This is a genomic window from Mesorhizobium sp. CO1-1-8, from assembly GCF_020164875.1.
In the GTDB taxonomy this organism is placed as follows: Bacteria; Pseudomonadota; Alphaproteobacteria; order Rhizobiales; family Rhizobiaceae; genus Mesorhizobium.
The window spans coordinates 229272-245891 of record NZ_JAIUGZ010000003.1; the positions used below are offsets into that span (position 1 = coordinate 229272).

Here is a 16620-nt window from a genome sequence, read left to right on the forward strand (position 1 = left end):
GGAGCGCCCTCACCCCTGAAGCTGAGCCCACATGTCCCGGTCGCGCTCTGCCGTCCATATCCTCGGCGTGTCGAGGCCAAGCGCCTCATCGTAAGCTCGCGACACGTTGAATGGCAGGCAATGCTCATAGATCGCGTAAGATGCGAATTTCGGGTCGCACTCGGCGCGACACGCTTGCCATGCCTCCTTCAGGGAGCCGCCACCGCGCGCAATACGAGCAACGGGACGAAAGGTGGCATTGACGAAGTCGGCGGTGTTGTCGAGCGCGGCGTTGACCTCCTTGGCGCCCACCAAGGCATTGCCTCGACCGGGGGCGATCGCGGTCGGCTCAATTGCGCGAATAGCTGCTAGTGTCTGTGGCCAGTCCTCGAAATGCGCATCGCCACAGTAGCAAGCGGAGTGGTATTCGACGATGTCGCCGGTGAATAGCACGTTTTCGTCCGGGACGTGGGCGACGATGTCACCTGCGGTGTGTGCCCGCCCGAGAAAGCGAAGGTCGACGCGCCGCTTGCCGAGGTAGAGCGTCATGCGATCATTGAAGGTGAGCGTCGGCCAGGTGAGACCTGGAATCGACTCGTGGCCCTGGAAAAGTCGTGGGAAACGGCCGAACTCGGAATCCCAATCTTCCTGGCCGCGTTCCACGATCATGGACCGTGCTCTTTCCGAGGCTATCACCTCAGATGCGCCGAAGGCTGAAGCGCCGAGAACCCGAACCGCATGATAGTGGCTCAAGACGACATATTTGATCGGCTTGTCTGTGACCGTGCGGATTTTCTCGACAACAAGGTTGGCGAGCCGGGGGGTGGCTTGGGCATCGACGATCATCACACAGTCGTCACCGATGATAACGCCGGTATTGGGGTCACCTTCTGCGGTGAAGGCCCATAGGTCACGCCCGATCTCGGTGAAGGAGGGGTTTTTCTCCGACAGATCTCCCTGGGATGCGAAAGCCTTGGCCATGATGTCTCCTTCTCGTTGCGAGCGATTGTCGATGCTTCCAATGGTTTGGTTTCGTGCGACGACCAGCGCAGAACCGGCCCCGGTCAGCTGGGCGGGCCATCACGCTATGTTTGTTTCAAGAGTGCGCCCTTGCTGGCGCTCAGGTGTCCCGGGGCCATCATTGGTGAAGGCTTCAGCGCAGCCTCCGAGGCAATGCAGGCACATGGCGGATGGTCGTCGCCAGAACGATGACGCCGGCCTGGACGAGCAATTGGACGGCTGTGCCGGCTCCCAGCGCCAGCACCATGATGCCCAGCTGCGTCATGAAGATGGCCGCGACCCCGGATGCAATGACGCTTCCGCGACCACCCGTGAAGGGGGTTCCTCCGACGACGACCGCAGCGATGCCTGGCAGCAGATAGTCGTTGCCTGCCGCTTGCGAAGCAGAGCCGATGAACCCCGCATAGAGCATCCCGGCGACACTGAAGCAGAGTGCGGCGGCGGCGTATGTCCCGACCTGGTAACGCATTACGGAGATGCCGGAGGCAAGCGAGCTCCTCGGGTTAGCGCCCACGGCGATGAAGCGGCGGCCGATAAGTGTGCGCGACGACAAGAACGCGGCGAAAGCGACAAACGCCAGCGACAGGAAAAGTGTGTAGGGAATCCCCAGCAAAAGTTCGTGGGAGAAGGTCTCCAGGGTTTTGGGCACTGTCATGGGACTGCCACCGGACAATGTGTGGATGGCGCCCAGGAGAAGCGAGTTTGTGGCGAGCGTCGCCACAATCGGCATGATGCTGAGGCGGGCCACGAGCAGGCCATTGATCGCACCGCAGATTGCGCAAATGACCAACGTCAGGAACGAGGCCAACAGAAGGGAGCCAGTCGAAAAGCCCAGTTGGGCGACAAGGATGCCGCCAAGACTCATCAGGCCCGCGCTCGAGAGGTCGAGGCCGCGCTGCTGGATGACGATCGTCTGGCCTACCGCAACAATTGCCAGCATTGCGGCAAACGGAAGCATGGCGATGAGGGAGGCAAGGCGGACAGTGCCTGGAGCCACTACGGCGCTGAGCAGGAAGAGGGCGGCCGTTGCAATCCAGATCCAGCCGAATTCGCCGACAGCGTACCGCGCTTGCAGTTTCACAGCCCCGCCTTTTTCAGAGAGTGGTCCGGCCACGGTGACTGACGCCTCGCTCATGCCGCCACCGCCAGCTGCCGGCTCTTCGAATAGAGCGCCACCGCGGCAATGATCATTGTGCCGAGCAGGTAAGATTGCCAGGCCTGATCAAGGCCAAGGAAGGTGGTGACGGTGTTGACCTGGATGATGAAGATCGCGCCGAGCAGCGAGCCTATGAAGGACCCACGTCCGCCAAACAGGCTCGTTCCGCCGATGACCACCGCCGCGATGCTGCCAAGCGTATAGTTTAATCCGGCGCGCGGATCGCCTATGCCGATTTGCTCCATCATGGCGACGGCGGCGATGAATGCCAAAAACGAACCCGAAAGATAGGCAAAGAACCTGATTTTTGCAGGAGAGATGCCCGCAACACGCGCCGCTTCCTGACGTGACCCAAGGGCCCGGAAGGTGAAGCCGAGGCGATGGCGAAAGAGGATGAATTCCAGGAGGCAGCCGATCAGCAGAGCCGCCACGAAGGTCAACGGCACGGCGCCCAGTCGTGAGCCGATCAGATCGAGAGTGTCGCCATCGATGGTTCCATCCGGCACCGGGCGCAGGATCAGCGACACCGCCTGAACACCCATGAAAGTCGCAAGTGTGGCGATCATCGGATGGAGTTTGAACGGTTCCACCAGGAGCCAATTCAGCGTGCCGATCGACAGGGCGACTGCGAGCATGACAACCCAGCCCAGCGCGTGCTCCCCGCCCCCGACGCCCTCAAGGAGGTAGAAGGATCCCACCACCTGAACCAGGCCCATCGTAGGCCCGACCGAAAGATCGATCCCCCCAACCAGAAGAAGGATCTGCTGGGCGTAGGCGGCGAGTGCCAGCGTTCCGATCAGGACCAGCATGCCAGACATGTTCCTGGTGGAGAGATAGAACTCATTTTGCGAGGTCGCTATTGCGGCCATGAGCAGGATCGCAAGGCCGATCATGACAAGGGGAGCCGTGTCTCCCGCGGCCCATCGCCAGAAGCCGCCCGCCATGCGTTCTGACCTTGTCCTGACAGAAGTCGATTTCAGCGCCGCACCGGTGATGGCGCTTTCGACAACTTGCTGGCCACTAAGTGTCTCAACGACGCTTGCGCGCGAGAAGACCGCTACGCGGTCGCAAAGGCCGGCAATCTCGGCGGCGTCCGAGGACAAAACTATGATAGCCATTCCCTTCCTGGCGTTCTCGCGCAGTATTTTATAGATCTCGGCACGCGCCCCAACGTCCACGCCTTGGGTAGGCTCATCGACGAGCAGGACGGTCGGATCACTGGCCAGCACGCTCGCCAGAACGAGCTTTTGCTGGTTGCCGCCGGAGAGCGAGGCAATCGGGGTTTCGGTGCTCGGCGTCTTGATCGCAAACTGGCCGATCGCCTGCCTGGTGCGGCTTGTTTCGCATGCTGTGTTCACCACCAGGGACGTGGCGTCTTTCCAGGCGCTACGCGAAGAAAAGTTTTCGCGGCATGTGAGGTCGGCGAAAATGCCTTCACGATGGCGATCGCCGGGCAGGTAGCTGATGCCGCTGTTTATGGCCGCGATCGGCGACGTCACCCGAACGGCCCGTCCAGCGATCATGATATCCCCGGACCTGATCCTGTTCAGGCCCGCCAGGGCACGAATGAATTCGTGCTGGCCGTTGTCGCTGATGCCGGCGAGGCCGAGTATCTCGCCGCGCCGCACGCTCAGCGTGACATTGTTGAAACCGTTGGCCGTCAGCCCTTTGACAGACAAAACCTCATCTTCGAAGGCGCCCTCCTTCGGGGGAAACTCGCGCTCCAGATCAGCGCCGACGATGAGATGAATGATGTCGTCCTCACTCAGTGATCCGGCGGAGTATGTGCCCTGGCTTTTGCCGTCCCGAAGCACGGTCAAACGATCGGCGACTTTTTGGACCTCCCGTATGCGATGGGAGATGTAGACCACCGCGGCCTTTCGCGTGGTCACTTCCTTGATCCGCGCAAAGAGCCGCTCAACGTCATCGGCGCCGAGATGTTCTGTCGGCTCATCGAGGATCAGGACGTTCGGATTACCGGCGAGCGCTTTGACGATCTCGACGATGAAGCGCTGTTCGGGACTGAGGGTTTCGACGCGATCGGTCGGCTTGACGGTGATGTTCTCGTTCCACCGGCAAAGAAGCCGTGCCGACCAGCGTGCGAGATCGCCGATAGCTGGCCGAGCGCCTTGGCGCACACCCAGATAGAGGTTTTCCGCGACAGTGAGATCGGGCATGAGAGATGGCTCTTGCCTGACAATGGCGATCCCGAGCGCCCTAGCCCGTTCTGGATCACCACGCATCATTTCGCCGCCGACTGTGACGGTGCCCGCGTCGGCGCAAAGCGCGCCCGAGGCCACCGCCATCAGCGTTGACTTGCCAGCTCCGTTTTCTCCAACCAGCCCATGCACTTCGCCCGCGAGGACGTCGAAGGTGACGTTGTCAAGCGCTTTGACGCCAGGAAAGGATTTCGAAATTCCCGCGACGGAAAGGAGAGTGGAGCCGGTCATCTCGAACATTGCTATTTGTTAAAAAGCGCGTGCAGCGTTGCCTCAGGCAAGCCCGAGGACAGGTCCGCATCCGGAGGAGCATCGGCATCGCATTTGGGGTCGAGCTTGGTCTCGCTGTCAGCATAGACGAACGGAACAATAGCCGACGGTTCCTTGTTCTCGACCCCCTGGAAGGCGGCGACCGCGGAGCGCACGGCAAAGCGCACAGTGTTGGTGGTCCCGTCGAGTGTTACATATTTCCAGGCCTTGCCCGCCTTCTTGGCCTCCAGATATTTGCAGTTGAGCTCATTGTTGCTGGCGAGCGTTGCCTGGGCAGGAACCGGCAGGCCAGCCTGCTCGAAGGCCTTGATGGCGGCAAGAGTCGTCACGCCATAGTCCGATGCCATCCCATCGATCTGCGGATATTTGGCGATGAGGCCGGTAACGGCCTTCTGCGCAGTGGCCGGGTTCCAGTCGGTGACGATGTAGTTTTCGTCAAGCAGCTTCATTTGCGGATATTTCTTGAGGCGTTCGGTGAAGCCTTTCATGAAGACCTGCGAGGAAGCCGCGCCGGCATTGCCGCCGAGCAGGACGACGTTGCCCTTGCCTTTCAGGGTTTTCCCGAGCCAATCGGCCCAGATCCCGCCCATGTAGAACTGATCCTGATAGGTGTTGGCGCTGTAGTCCTTACCCGGCTTGCCCGATATGTGAGAGAAGTACGGCACCATCGTCACGCCGTCCTTGAACGCCTTGCGGTATGCCGGGATAGCGGCATCGCCGAAATCGGTGAAGGCGACGATGATATCCATTCCCTGGGCGACAAAGCTGTTGATGTCACCATTGTATTTCTGCTGATCGCCGCCGGCGTCGGAATATTTTGTTTCCGTGACGTTCGAACACTTCCTGATTTCGTCCTCGAATTCGGCGCGCGCGGTCTTGCGCCATGTATCGGCCCCGTAGCCGTCGATCAGAGCGATCTTCATCGGCTTGGTGCCGCACAAGGCCCTGATGTCGGCGCCCTTGTCCATGGAGACGACGTCTTCGGCGTGGGTCCCCATTGCCAATGCGCCAAGAGCGGTTGCGGCGCAGAAAAACGTGGTCGCGCCACGACGAATTCTGCAGATGAGATTTTTGCCTGCCATTTGATCCTCCGAGGCTAGAAAACCCGACACGGCAGGCCCTAATGGTCCGCAGCTAAGCCGCCAAATGGTCGGCATCTGCAGTCGCTCAAGGCCCTGCGCAAGTTCCTGGGTTTCTGCGTCCCATGCTTAAAGTCCCCAACGACCATCAATTCACCATTAGCAAACAAGTATGTCAATGAGAAATTGTGACGTGTTGTCGACACCCCGCCTCACCCCGGGTGCTTGTCGAACGTTCCTGTGGCATACAGGACAGGATTTTCTGGGTTGGATGGGCTACGCGCATGGCTTCTGGCGGGCGAGGGATTCAGTCGATTGATGTCGGGGGCGCTATCCTGCGGGCCCTGGTGGCGGAGCAGAGACCGGTGACGCTTCGCGATCTCGCCAATGCCGCCGACATGGCTCCGGCTCAGGTCCACGCTTATTTGACCAGTTTCCGGCGCATCGATCTGGTGGAGCAGGACGCGCAAACGGGCCAGTACTCCATAGGACCGTTTGCGCTAAGGCTTGGGCTGGGTCGAATCCACGGCGATCCGATACTCAACGAAGTGAGCAAGGCACTTGCCCCGCTTTCGGCCGAGACCGGTCTGATGAGCGTCCTGTCGGTTTGGGGTCCGCAGGGGCCGACAGTTGTACAAACGCAGGATGGCAAGACATCTTTGAACGTCAACATCCGCATGGGTACATTGTTCTCGGTTGTCGGGACAGCGACTGGCTGGACCTTCGCAGCTTTCAAGAAGGGCGATCAGGGAAAGGAGCGGGTCAAATTTGAACTGAGCAGTGCCAACCGGACCCTTTTAATCGATCCATCTGAGGCCAAAGCGATTTTTGACGAAGCGGTGAAAGCAACCCGCGAGCGCGGCTACGCAAAGATAGCGGGGGGCGCGATTCCCGATGTAAACGCCGTCTCGGCGCCAGTTTTCGACGGCAGCGCGGAACTGGTCGCCGTCATAACTATGATTGGGACCGGGGAGACCATGGATCTGACAGGCGAAAATCCTGCCATAGAGCGCCTTCTCGCTGCGGCGAAGGACCTGAGTCGGTGAGTTCGCACGCATAAGCTATGTTAATTTGATGATTGTAGATGCCAGCAGGTGGGAAGATGAAGCCTGACGGACGTGGAGTCCAATCGATCGAGGTTGGTGCGCGCCTTCTCGATGCGCTCGTGAGCGAGGGCGAGTCGATGATGCTGAAGGATCTCGCCAGGCAGGCCGGAATCGCCCCCGCCCAGGCTCATGCCTATCTGGTCAGCTTTCGCAAGCAGGGGTTGGTCGAGCAGGAGGGTCAGGCAGGCCGATATCGGCTGGGGCCATTTGCACTTGAGCTCGGCATCACGCGTATGCGCAGCTTTGATCCGCTGCGCATGGCGACCGAAGGCGCAATCAATCTCGCGGCCGAAACGGCAATGACAGTCGCAGTCGTGACCTGGGGGTCCTTCGGTCCCACGGTTATCCAGGTTCATGAAAGCAGCGACCAGATCAACATGAACACCCGCGCGGGCACAGTCTATTCCCTCAGCGGCACGGCGAGCGGCAGGGCGTTTGCCGCCTTCATGCCTGAGGGGCTGATTCGCGAGTTCATCAAGACTGAACGAAGGGAGGACAATTCCGGCCAGCGGATCGGCAAGTCGCAGTTTCTTTCCAAGACCACCATTGCAGAAATACGGCGAAATGGCTTCGCCACTATCGAAGACCGCCCGGTGCCGAGCCTCGCGGCAATTTCGGCACCGGTATTTGATCACGTCGGCCAGATGCAGTTGGCGATCACCATGATCGGCCCCGAGAAGATCCTTGACACCTCGGTTGGGAGCAGATTCGTCGAGACTTTGCTGTCGGCGACCAACGCCCTGTCATATCAACTAGGCTATGAAGCCAAACACGTCAGGCCCGGCGGCGTGGGATCTATCGCCGGCGGTCACCACGATTAGTCCATTGCAAATCAATTCTCTATAAGATAATAAAGCCCTCCGTCTCGATCGTCTGGGAGTGTAAATGCTGGAGGGTAAGATCGCGCTCGTGACCGGTGCGGGCCAAGGCAATGGAGCAGCTATTGCACGTGGACTGGCCGCTCATGGGGCCAAAGTTGTGCTTACCGACATTAACGAGGTAGGCGTCCGTGCAGTCGCTGACGAGATTGAGCGCAGCGGCAGCCATTGCTGGGCGTACCGCCTCGACGTCACGGATGCCGCGGAATGCAGTAAGCTGGCCGAGACTGTCGCTCAGGAGTGCGGACAGGTCGCGATCCTCGTCAACAACGCCGGAATCTGCCCACGTAATACCGTCGACAGCCCAGAGCTGCGCCAGACCTGGGACGCGGCGATGAGCGTCAATCTCGACGGCACCTTGAACGTCAGCCTTGCCTTCCTTCCTGCCTTGCGCCTGACGAAGGGCGTCATCATCAACATGGCCTCGATCGCATCGTTCGTTGCGACCGCTACGTCTATCGCCTATTCAACATCCAAGGCCGCAATCAAGATGCTGACGCAGAACCTTGCTCAGGAACTTGCCAGAGATGGGATCCGTGTGAACGCGATTGCGCCGGGCTTATTCGTTACACCGATGACGGAGGTCACCCGGGCCGATCCAGAACGCAGAGAGCGGTTTTTAGCACGCATCCCGATGAGACGGTTCGGCGAACCGGATGAACTCGTCGGCCCGGTGGTGTTCCTTGCATCTTCGATGTCGAGCTATGTTACCGGCTCGACGCTTGTCGTTGATGGTGGGTATCTGGCAGTTTGATGCGTGAGTTCGGGTTCGCTGATATTTATTTCTTGGAACCTCCACGCGACGTCCCCTGAACGGCTTTGCCATGAGGGAGCCAATGCCTTGATGGCCGGCAGTGAAGTCCCGCTAGCAGGCGCCCGCCAATACCCTTGTTTTCACAAAAGGTTTCGGGTCGCCAGACTGTGGCGACCAGGGAGGATTAATGGCGATTGATGATCTTCACTATCTTGGGCTGAAAGAGATCGGTGACCTCATCCGGCTTCGCAGGACGACTTCGCTCGCGGTGACGGAAGCTCTACTGGAGCGGATCGCAACGCGCGCCGACCTCAATGCCTTTATCGTCCGGACGGCAGATCTGGCCCTTGAACAGGCCCATCGCGCCGATAGCGAGCTTGGCTCGGGCAAGGTGCGAGGCCTGATGCATGGTGTCCCGATTGCGCTAAAAGATATCGTGGACATGACGGGCTTTCCAACGACTGCGGGAATGCCGATCAGGCGCAACGCGGCCGCGAACAGCAATGCAACCGTCGTTCAGCGCCTTGAAGATGCAGGAGCTGTGATCCTCGGCAAGTTGAATCTGACCGAAGGCGTCTACGCCGAGCATCTGGCGCCCTATGGGCCGCCGTTGAACCCTTGGGACAGAAACCGGTGGCCGGGGGCTTCATCGAGTGGAAGCGGCGTCGCGGTAGCGGCCGGACTTTGTTATGGGGCGGTTTCCTCGGATACGGGAGGGTCAATACGACTCCCCAGCGCGGCTAACGGGGTGACGGGTCTAAAGCCGACCTGGGGCAGAGTAAGCAGACATGGCGTCTTTGAATTGGCGGCAACTCTGGACCACGTTGGCCCGATGACCCGAAACGCGGTGGATGCCGGACTGATGCTGGGAGTAATGGCCGGTTTCGACCCGTCCGATCCAACCTCGTCTTCGCTACCTGTCCCCGACTATCTGGCGACTTTGAACAACGATCTCTCTGACTTGCGCATCGGCCTCGACCGCGATTGGGTCAGCAACGGCACCGATGCGGCAACGGTTGCGGCTCTAATGCAGTTGCTGGAGATCATGCGCTTCCTTGGAGCGGAGATCGTCGAGATCGAATTTCCAGATCCCTCCCAGATTGTCTTTGATTGGTTTGGGGTGTGCGCGGCTCAGACTGCGCTGGCGCATGCCGAAACCTTCCCTTCCCGCAAGGCTGAGTACGGCCCAGCGCTCGCGGATTTGCTCGAACTTGGCAATCGCATGTCGGCCACCGAATACCAGAAGGTGATGCTCAGACGCGAAGAGTTCGCCGGGCGGGTTCAGGCGGTCTTCCGTCATGTCGATCTGATTGCCTGCCCGGTGCTTGCCTTCCCGGTTCCAACATTGGAGAGAATGTCGCAGGTCGACGACGAGATGATATCGGGGCTGCATCGGTTCACCTGCTCGTTCACCATGTCGAGGAACCCAACGATCACGCTACCCGGCGGAAAGACGGCTGACGGGATGCCCATCGCGGTTCAGTTGGTGGCGCCGCATTTCCAGGAAGCCTCCCTTGTGCGAGCGGGGCAAGCCTTCCAGTCGGCAACGAGCTGGCACCTTAAGCATCCAGCTGAGTAACTCAAAAAATTCGAGAGCCGGGTGGACGGGCCAGCCCCAACTTGCGGCCTCGGGAAGTGATGCCTCCGCCGAGGCCCTCTTCGAGGTGGAAGTGATCGTGACCTCCGAACGCGCCGGCGAGTTGGCAATCAGTGCAATTGATACTCTGACTGAAGAGCGCCAAGTCCAGTTGGCTACGATACGCGCTGGGACGATCCGTGCTCAACCACATGCCGTTCGGATGCCGCCATCGCAGCGAGGGCCCAATTGGTCCGGCAACCACTCACGGGCGCAACGGCAAACGTCGCTCGACCATCCTGGCCAAGATACTCGAACCGATCGGGAGGATGGCGTCGTCCAGGACAAACGAAGGATGATGGAGTGGTACGCCCCCCGAGTGGCCCAGCCAGCAGAAGGCCCCAGAGACCACGCGAAGCATATCGGCGAAATCTTCGCTTACCGTCACCAATTCGGTCGATTGGGAAACATTGTTCGCTCCGACGATGTCCGCGGCCGCGTCGAGATAAGCCATCGATAGATCATGTTCGTTGAGCAAAACGTCGAACACTTCCGAGAAATCAATTTCGATCCGGACGTCGTAGCTTTTTTCAAAGCCGGCACAGATATTTTCGATCCTTGCGTGGATGAGTTTTTTCACGTCATCGTCGAAATACCGGATCGTGCCGGAAACCACCGCTGTTTCAGGCATGACATTGTAGGCCGAACCAGCACAAATCTTTGTTACGGACACGACTGCCGCACTGGTCGGCTTGACGTTGCGGCTGACAATTGATTGCAGGGCTTGCACAACAGAGGTTGCGACCACGATAGCATCCTTGGCAAGGTGAGGCATGGCCGCATGGCTGCCGGCTCCCCTCACCGTAATGTCGAAAAAAGTCGCACCAGCCATTGCCACGCCCGGCTTCACTGTCACGGTGCCTGGCGCCCCTAGCGGATCATTGTGCATCCCATAGATTTCGTCACAGGGAAAACGGCTGAAGAGGCCGTCGGCCAACATCGCCCTGGCACCCCCCAATCCCTCTTCGGCGGGCTGAAAAATCAACACCGCAGTGCCCGCGAAGTTTCGGGTCTCGGCCAGATAGCGGGCTGCGCCCAACAGCATCGTCGTGTGACCATCATGGCCGCAACCATGGAAGCGGCCTGGGAAGGTCGACCGAAAGGGAAGATCGGTCGCCTCTTGCATGGGAAGCGCATCCATATCGGCACGTATTCCTACGGTTCGTCCGTCTCCCTGCCTACCGCGCAAGATGCCGACCACACCTGTCTTGCCGATGCCGGTGTGTGTTTCCAGGCCCCACGCCTTCAGAGCGTCGGCAACGATGCCGCAAGTGCGGGTCTCCTCAAAGCCGATCTCCGGATTTGCATGAAGATCGTGCCTGATCGAGACCAACTCGTCAGCGAATCCCGCGATCAATGGCAGTACTGGCATGATGCTCATCACCCCTTGTTTGGTCTGCATGCGGCAGCGGTGGCCGTCCACCGGTACAGCCCGTCAGTTGGGATCACCCCGATTGCCACGGGCCCGAACTGCGAAATATGGCGCGCCGCTCGCCTTGCACCGTCACAGCCCTAGATATGCCTGGCGAACCGAGGGATCCTGGCTGAGTGACCTGGCGCTACCCTGGGCGACGATCTTCCCTGTTTCCAAGACATAAGCTCGATGCGCGATTTCGAGCGCCATCGTCGCGTTCTGCTCAACGAGCAGGATGGTCATGCCTTCCTTGTTCAGCGCTTGGATGATCTCGAATATCTGTTCGATAATCTTAGGGGCAAGGCCGAGCGACGGCTCGTCCAGAATGAGCAAGATTGGCTTGGCCATCAGAGCCCTGCCGATCGCAAGCATTTGCTGCTCGCCACCTGAGAGGGTCCCGCCGAGCTGATTTCGCCTTTCGGCAAGCCTGGGAAATAAGCCGTAAACACGCGAGAGAGTGGCCTCCCGCTCGCGCGCCGTTCGGACGAAGCCGCCGAGGTCCAGATTTTCGAGGACCGTGAGCCGAGGAAAGATGCGTCGGCCTTCCGGCACCTGCACGACGCCAAGGCGTGCCACCTCATGGGCCGCCATGCCATGCAACGCGGTGCCGCGAAAACCGATCCTTCCGCCTGACGGTTTCAGAACACCGCTGATCGTCATCAACGTCGTCGATTTGCCGGCGCCGTTGCTGCCGATAAGGGTGACTATCTCGCGTTCTTCGACGCGAAACGCAACCTTCGAAATGGCTTGGATCCGCCCATAATGGGTCGTCAGTCCGTCAACCTGCAACATGGCCCACTCGCGGTTCGTCTAGACGGCGGCTGCCCAGATAAGCCTCAATCACCCTTGCATCCGAGGCCACCTCATCGGCAGAGCCGCAGGTCAGAAGTTCCCCGTGATCCATGACGTAGATGCGGCTGGCGATGCGCATCACCAACTTCATATCGTGCTCGATGAGGAGGATCGCCATTCCTTCGCCGCTGAGCCCCGCGAGGATTTCTGTAAGTCGGTCTGTCTCGATCCGGTTCAGGCCGGCAGCCGGTTCGTCCAGCAAGAGCAACACTGGATGACCAGCCAAGGCCCGGGCGATTTCAAGCCTCCGGCGATTTCCGTGGTCGAGATTGCCTGCCAGTTCGTATCTTTGGTCCTGCAGGCCTACACGTCGCAGATACTGTTCCGCTTGGGTCCGCAATGCCCGGTGGCGGCGCGCCCCACGGCCCAGCCGATCGACAAGTATCTCGCCCCAACCAAGTTGATGGCGATAAAGGCCGCCGAGAACCACGTTGTCCACCAGGGAGAGCGAATCGAACAATCGAACCTGCTGGAAGGTCCTTGCCACCCCAAGACGGGCGATTTCCTCCATGCTCTTGCGTTGCAGAAGGACAGGTTGCTTGGCGTCCTGCGCGGAGAGCTTTATCTCGGCTTGGTCTGGCTGGATCGCGCCGGTGATACAGTTGAACAAGGTGGTCTTCCCGGCTCCGTTCGGGCCGATCACCGCCGCGATCTCGCCTGCTTTCGCTTCAAGCGACATTTTCTGAACGGCTTTCAATCCGGCAAAGCTCTTGGAAAGGTTCTGAACCGACAGAGTGGTGCTCATGTCAGGCCCGCCACGCCAGTCTGCGGCTGATGGAGAATACGCCGCTGGGCTGGTAGAGGATCATAACGAACAGGATCACGCCGTAGGCCAGCAAGCGATAGTCGCCAAGCGTGCGAAAGAGTTCCGGGAACAGGTTGACGACGGCGGATCCGAGTAGCGCGCCGGCAGCGCTACCGAGACCACCCACCACGGCGATGAGAAGCACGGTTACGGTTTCGTGGAGCGAGGCGAGATCGGGGGTAATTGCACTGTAATAATGCGCCATGAGTGAGCCGCCCACGGCGGCAAAGATCGCGCTCAAGGTAAAGGCGGTAATCTTCAGCCGCTGCACTGCGATCCCGGATGCGCGCGCGGCCATTTCGTCATCGCGCAACGCCATCATGGATCGGCCTTTCACCGAATATGTGATGGCATCGTAGAGAATGACCGCCAGCGCGCAGAAGAATGCGCTCAGATAAAAGAATTGCAGGGGGGATTCGAACTCGAAACCGCCGATCGCGGGCGCCGGGATGGCGCGCACCCCCATCATGCCGCCGGTGAACGAATTCCAATGAGCGATCGTTATTCTGACCAGCTCGGCGAAAGCCAAAGTGACGAGCGCCAGATAGTAGCCGCGCACGCGAAATGTCATGAGGGAGATGAAAAACCCGCTTGCCGCGGCCACCGCGATCCCGACCAGCATCGCAGGCAAAAAACCGAAACCATAGTCTTTGGTTAGGATGGCCGAACTGTAGGCGCCGAGCGCAAAGAAGGCGGCATGACTGAGGCTCAATTGCCCTGAAATGCCCAGGATTAGGTTGGTGCCTAGCGCCATCATCCCGTAGACAACAATCGTGATGAGAATGCGAAGCATGTGGTCGTCCAGGAAAGGCGCATATGCCAGCGCAATGACGGATCCCAGGATGGCAGTCCATTTGGCAAGATCGGTCTTGGCCTCCAACTTCCCAAAGCAAACTCCAAATAGCCGATCAAGCAGACTTCGACTGATCTGCATGACGCTGTGGTGCTCGCCGAGATCGGCTGGTTTGCCACGACCGGTCAAACCATTGGGCAGGAACAACAGCACCGCGAAAAGCACCAGGAAGGGGACCGCGTCAGACATCCCGGAAGGCAGATACGTGGTGCCCAGACTCTCCGCAATGCCTAGCAGAAATCCTCCAAGGACCGCTCCTGGCACGCTGCCCATGCCGCCAAGGATAGCCGCTGTGAATGCCTTGACCAACGCTACAAAGCCCATGGTCGGGTAGATTGCGCCATAGTGCATGGCGACCAATATGCCGGCCACGGCGCCCAGCACGGAGCCGATGGCAAATGTGAAGCCTATGATCCGGTCGACATTTATGCCGAGCAGGCCACTTGCCGTCGTGTCCTGTGACACTGCCATGATGGCTTTTCCCCACTGGGTACGACCCAGGAAAAGCTGGACGGCGATCATCAACGACAGGCTCAAGCCGAACATGGAGATCTGGATCAACCCGATCTGTATGCCCCCCAGGGAAAAGGACACGGCCGGGATGAAGCTGTCGAAACCGAACATATATGGTCCGAACAGGAGGCGAATGGATTCCAGCACTATGGTGCTGACAGCGATGGTGCTGACCAGCGGAATGAAGTGCGGTGCATTTCGCAGTGGTTTGAAGGCCACGCGCTCGACGGCGATCGCAACGAAAAAGACAATAATGAGCGCCAGCGGCAGCGCGACCCAGGCTGGGAGACCTAGCGAGGTGAGCGCCAGATGGGCCATATAGGCGCCGAGCATGTAGAGTTCGCCATGAGCCATATTGAGCAGGCGCAGCACGCCGAAAATGAGGGTGAAGCCTATCGCCATCAGGGCGTAGACGCTCCCGAGCGCTACGCCATTGGTCAACTGCTGAAAAAAAAGCTCCACGGTCGTGTCCTTAACGGGTTGCTGATGCGGCGGCTACGAGGCCACGCTGTGTCCCAGTTGTTGCTCGGCCCGTGCCTCTTGGCGAAGGGTAGCGCGGCTCACTTTGCCGATAGGACTGAGCGGCAGCGCCTCGACAAAGACGATCTGGCGCGGCTTCTTGTAGCTCGCCAGGTTGCCGCGGCAGTGCTCTATCAGCTCTTCCACGCTCGCCTTGCCGCCGGGGCGAAGCACCACATAGGCGCGGATGATTTCTCCCCACTCGTTGTCGGGGATGCCGATGACAGCGGCGTGGGCGACGGCCGCATGGTCGTGAAGGACGTCTTCCACCTCTTTTGGATACACGTTAAGAGCCCCGGTGATGATCAGGTCTTTTTTGCGGTCGGCGAGATAGAGGTAGCCCTCCTCGTCGCGGCAGGCCATGTCACCAGTCATCACCCATCCGTGCACCAGAGTGCGGGCTGTTTCTTCAGGACGTCGCCAGTAGGTCGCCATATTGTTGAGCGAGCGCACGGCGATCTCGCCAACCTGGCCCGCAGCCACTTCATTGCCGTGCTCATCTAAAAGCCGCAGGTTCATGGTGAGCACTTCGCGGCCGCATGAGGCCAGCCGCGACCCCGCCGACGTATCGCGCTCAACATGTTCTTCAGGACGAAGTATGGTGGTGATGACCGGGGCTTCGCTGAGCGTATAGACATGCATGAAGATTTGGCCATAGCGCGTCATCGCTTGGCGAAGCAGCGGGACGGGCATCGGCGCAGACGCATAGAGGAAGATGCGCAGGCTTGAGACGTCGGCCTTGCCGTCGTCCTCACGAAGCATGCGGTGGATCATCGTCGGAACCATATAAACGAAGGTGACGTGGTGCCGTTCGATGTCCTCCAGAACCTGCTTGGGCTCAAACTTTTCCCGAAGGATCTGCGTGGCGCCGACCGCGTAGAGCGCGGCCCATTTGAAATTGTTTCCGTGCGAGAGGTGGCCGAGATGCAGCGCGATGTCTTTCGACGTGAAGCCATATTCGCGGATCACATCGAGGCTGAGCGCCAGGAAGCTCTCGACCGTATGGACAATGCCTTTCGCCCGCCCCGTGGTCCCGCCGGTATATCTTATGACGAAAGCGGCGTCCCGCTCGTAGCCGACGCTGCGAAATGGCCGCTCCCCCTTGATGGCGTCTTCGTAGGACCTCGCGCCCTCGACTGGGCCACCCACCGAAAACACAGCCTTCAACGAGCCAATGGCGGCGACCTCTTCCTTTATGTCGTTGAGCACGGCTGCTTCGCACACCAGGATGGCCGGCTCGCAATCGGCAAGCGCAAAAAGGAACTCCTTGGGATGAAACCGGATATTGAGCGGCACCTTGACCATGCCGGACTTGATCACGGCCATTTCGGCGATCACGAACGGGATGCCGTTGGGCAGGATGATCGCGACCCTGTCCGACGGCGCAGTCCCCGCATCCTGGAATGCTGCAGCCAGTGATGAGGCGATCCGGTCGGCAGCAGCGAAGGTCACGCTTTCGCTGACGTCCATCAGCGCGATTTTGTCCGGAAAGAACCGCACTGGGTAATCCAGCAACCTCTGGAAGTCGATCCCCGGAGGCGATTGGAAGGCGATCGGGTCGATCATA

The 16620-nt window shown here is 59.7% G+C and carries 13 protein-coding genes; 4 read left to right on the plus strand and 9 right to left on the minus strand.

Going from position 1 to position 16620, the window contains the following annotated elements; genetic code table 11:
* Window positions 1-9: 9 nt before the first annotated feature.
* From LB558_RS07520 to LB558_RS07535, 4 genes are all read right to left on the minus strand, one after another.
* Window positions 10-960, minus strand: coding sequence for an MBL fold metallo-hydrolase (locus LB558_RS07520; RefSeq protein WP_224696953.1), 951 nt, complete (start codon window positions 958-960; stop codon window positions 10-12).
* A 172-nt stretch (window positions 961-1132) separates the two neighbouring features.
* A complete protein-coding gene (locus LB558_RS07525) occupies window positions 1133-2134 on the minus strand; it encodes an ABC transporter permease (protein ID WP_224696954.1) in 1002 nt (333 codons plus the stop codon).
* Window positions 2131-4605 carry an ATP-binding cassette domain-containing protein gene (locus LB558_RS07530; RefSeq protein ID WP_224696955.1) on the minus strand — a complete coding sequence of 825 codons (2475 nt, stop codon included), beginning with the start codon at window positions 4603-4605 and terminating at the stop codon, window positions 2131-2133. Before LB558_RS07530 ends, LB558_RS07525 begins: the two co-directional genes overlap by 4 nt.
* Window positions 4606-4616: 11 nt before the next feature.
* Window positions 4617-5726 carry a substrate-binding domain-containing protein gene (locus LB558_RS07535; protein ID WP_224696956.1) on the minus strand — a complete coding sequence of 370 codons (1110 nt, stop codon included), beginning with the start codon at window positions 5724-5726 and terminating at the stop codon, window positions 4617-4619.
* 281 nt (window positions 5727-6007) lie between these two features.
* On the opposite strand from LB558_RS07535, the gene LB558_RS07540 reads away from it, so the two are divergent.
* The 4 genes from LB558_RS07540 to LB558_RS07555 all read left to right on the plus strand — a co-directional run bounded on the left by LB558_RS07540 (window position 6008) and on the right by LB558_RS07555 (window position 10040).
* Window positions 6008-6769: an IclR family transcriptional regulator gene (locus tag LB558_RS07540; RefSeq protein WP_224696957.1), complete on the plus strand. Its 762-nt coding sequence runs from the start codon at window positions 6008-6010 to the stop codon at window positions 6767-6769.
* Between the two features lie 56 nt (window positions 6770-6825).
* Window positions 6826-7650, plus strand: coding sequence for an IclR family transcriptional regulator (locus tag LB558_RS07545; protein WP_224696958.1), 825 nt, complete (start codon window positions 6826-6828; stop codon window positions 7648-7650).
* Window positions 7651-7714: 64 nt separating this feature from the next.
* Window positions 7715-8461, plus strand: a complete 747-nt coding sequence (locus tag LB558_RS07550) for an SDR family NAD(P)-dependent oxidoreductase (RefSeq protein WP_224696959.1) — start codon at window positions 7715-7717, stop codon at window positions 8459-8461.
* Between the two features lie 187 nt (window positions 8462-8648).
* A complete protein-coding gene (locus LB558_RS07555) occupies window positions 8649-10040 on the plus strand; it encodes an amidase (protein ID WP_224696960.1) in 1392 nt (463 codons plus the stop codon).
* 262 nt (window positions 10041-10302) lie between these two features.
* Here the strand turns inward: LB558_RS07555 and LB558_RS07560 are convergent, their stop codons facing one another.
* The 5 genes from LB558_RS07560 to LB558_RS07580 form a co-directional block, all read right to left on the minus strand.
* The gene (locus LB558_RS07560) at window positions 10303-11469 is read right to left on the minus strand and encodes a M20 aminoacylase family protein (RefSeq protein WP_224697208.1); all 1167 of its coding nucleotides are present in this window, start codon (window positions 11467-11469) and stop codon (window positions 10303-10305) included.
* Between the two features lie 132 nt (window positions 11470-11601).
* Entirely contained in the window at window positions 11602-12303 is a 702-nt protein-coding gene (locus tag LB558_RS07565) for an ABC transporter ATP-binding protein (RefSeq protein ID WP_224696961.1), read from the minus strand.
* Window positions 12290-13108, minus strand: coding sequence for an ABC transporter ATP-binding protein (locus LB558_RS07570; RefSeq protein ID WP_224696962.1), 819 nt, complete (start codon window positions 13106-13108; stop codon window positions 12290-12292). Before LB558_RS07570 ends, LB558_RS07565 begins: the two co-directional genes overlap by 14 nt.
* A 1-nt stretch (window position 13109) precedes the next feature.
* Window positions 13110-14996 (minus strand): ABC transporter permease, encoded by a 1887-nt coding sequence (locus LB558_RS07575; protein ID WP_224696963.1) that lies wholly within the window; start codon window positions 14994-14996, stop codon window positions 13110-13112.
* Window positions 14997-15029: 33 nt separating this feature from the next.
* Window positions 15030-16619, minus strand: a complete 1590-nt coding sequence (locus LB558_RS07580) for a class I adenylate-forming enzyme family protein (RefSeq protein ID WP_224696964.1) — start codon at window positions 16617-16619, stop codon at window positions 15030-15032.
* Between the last annotated feature and the right edge of the window lies 1 nt (window position 16620).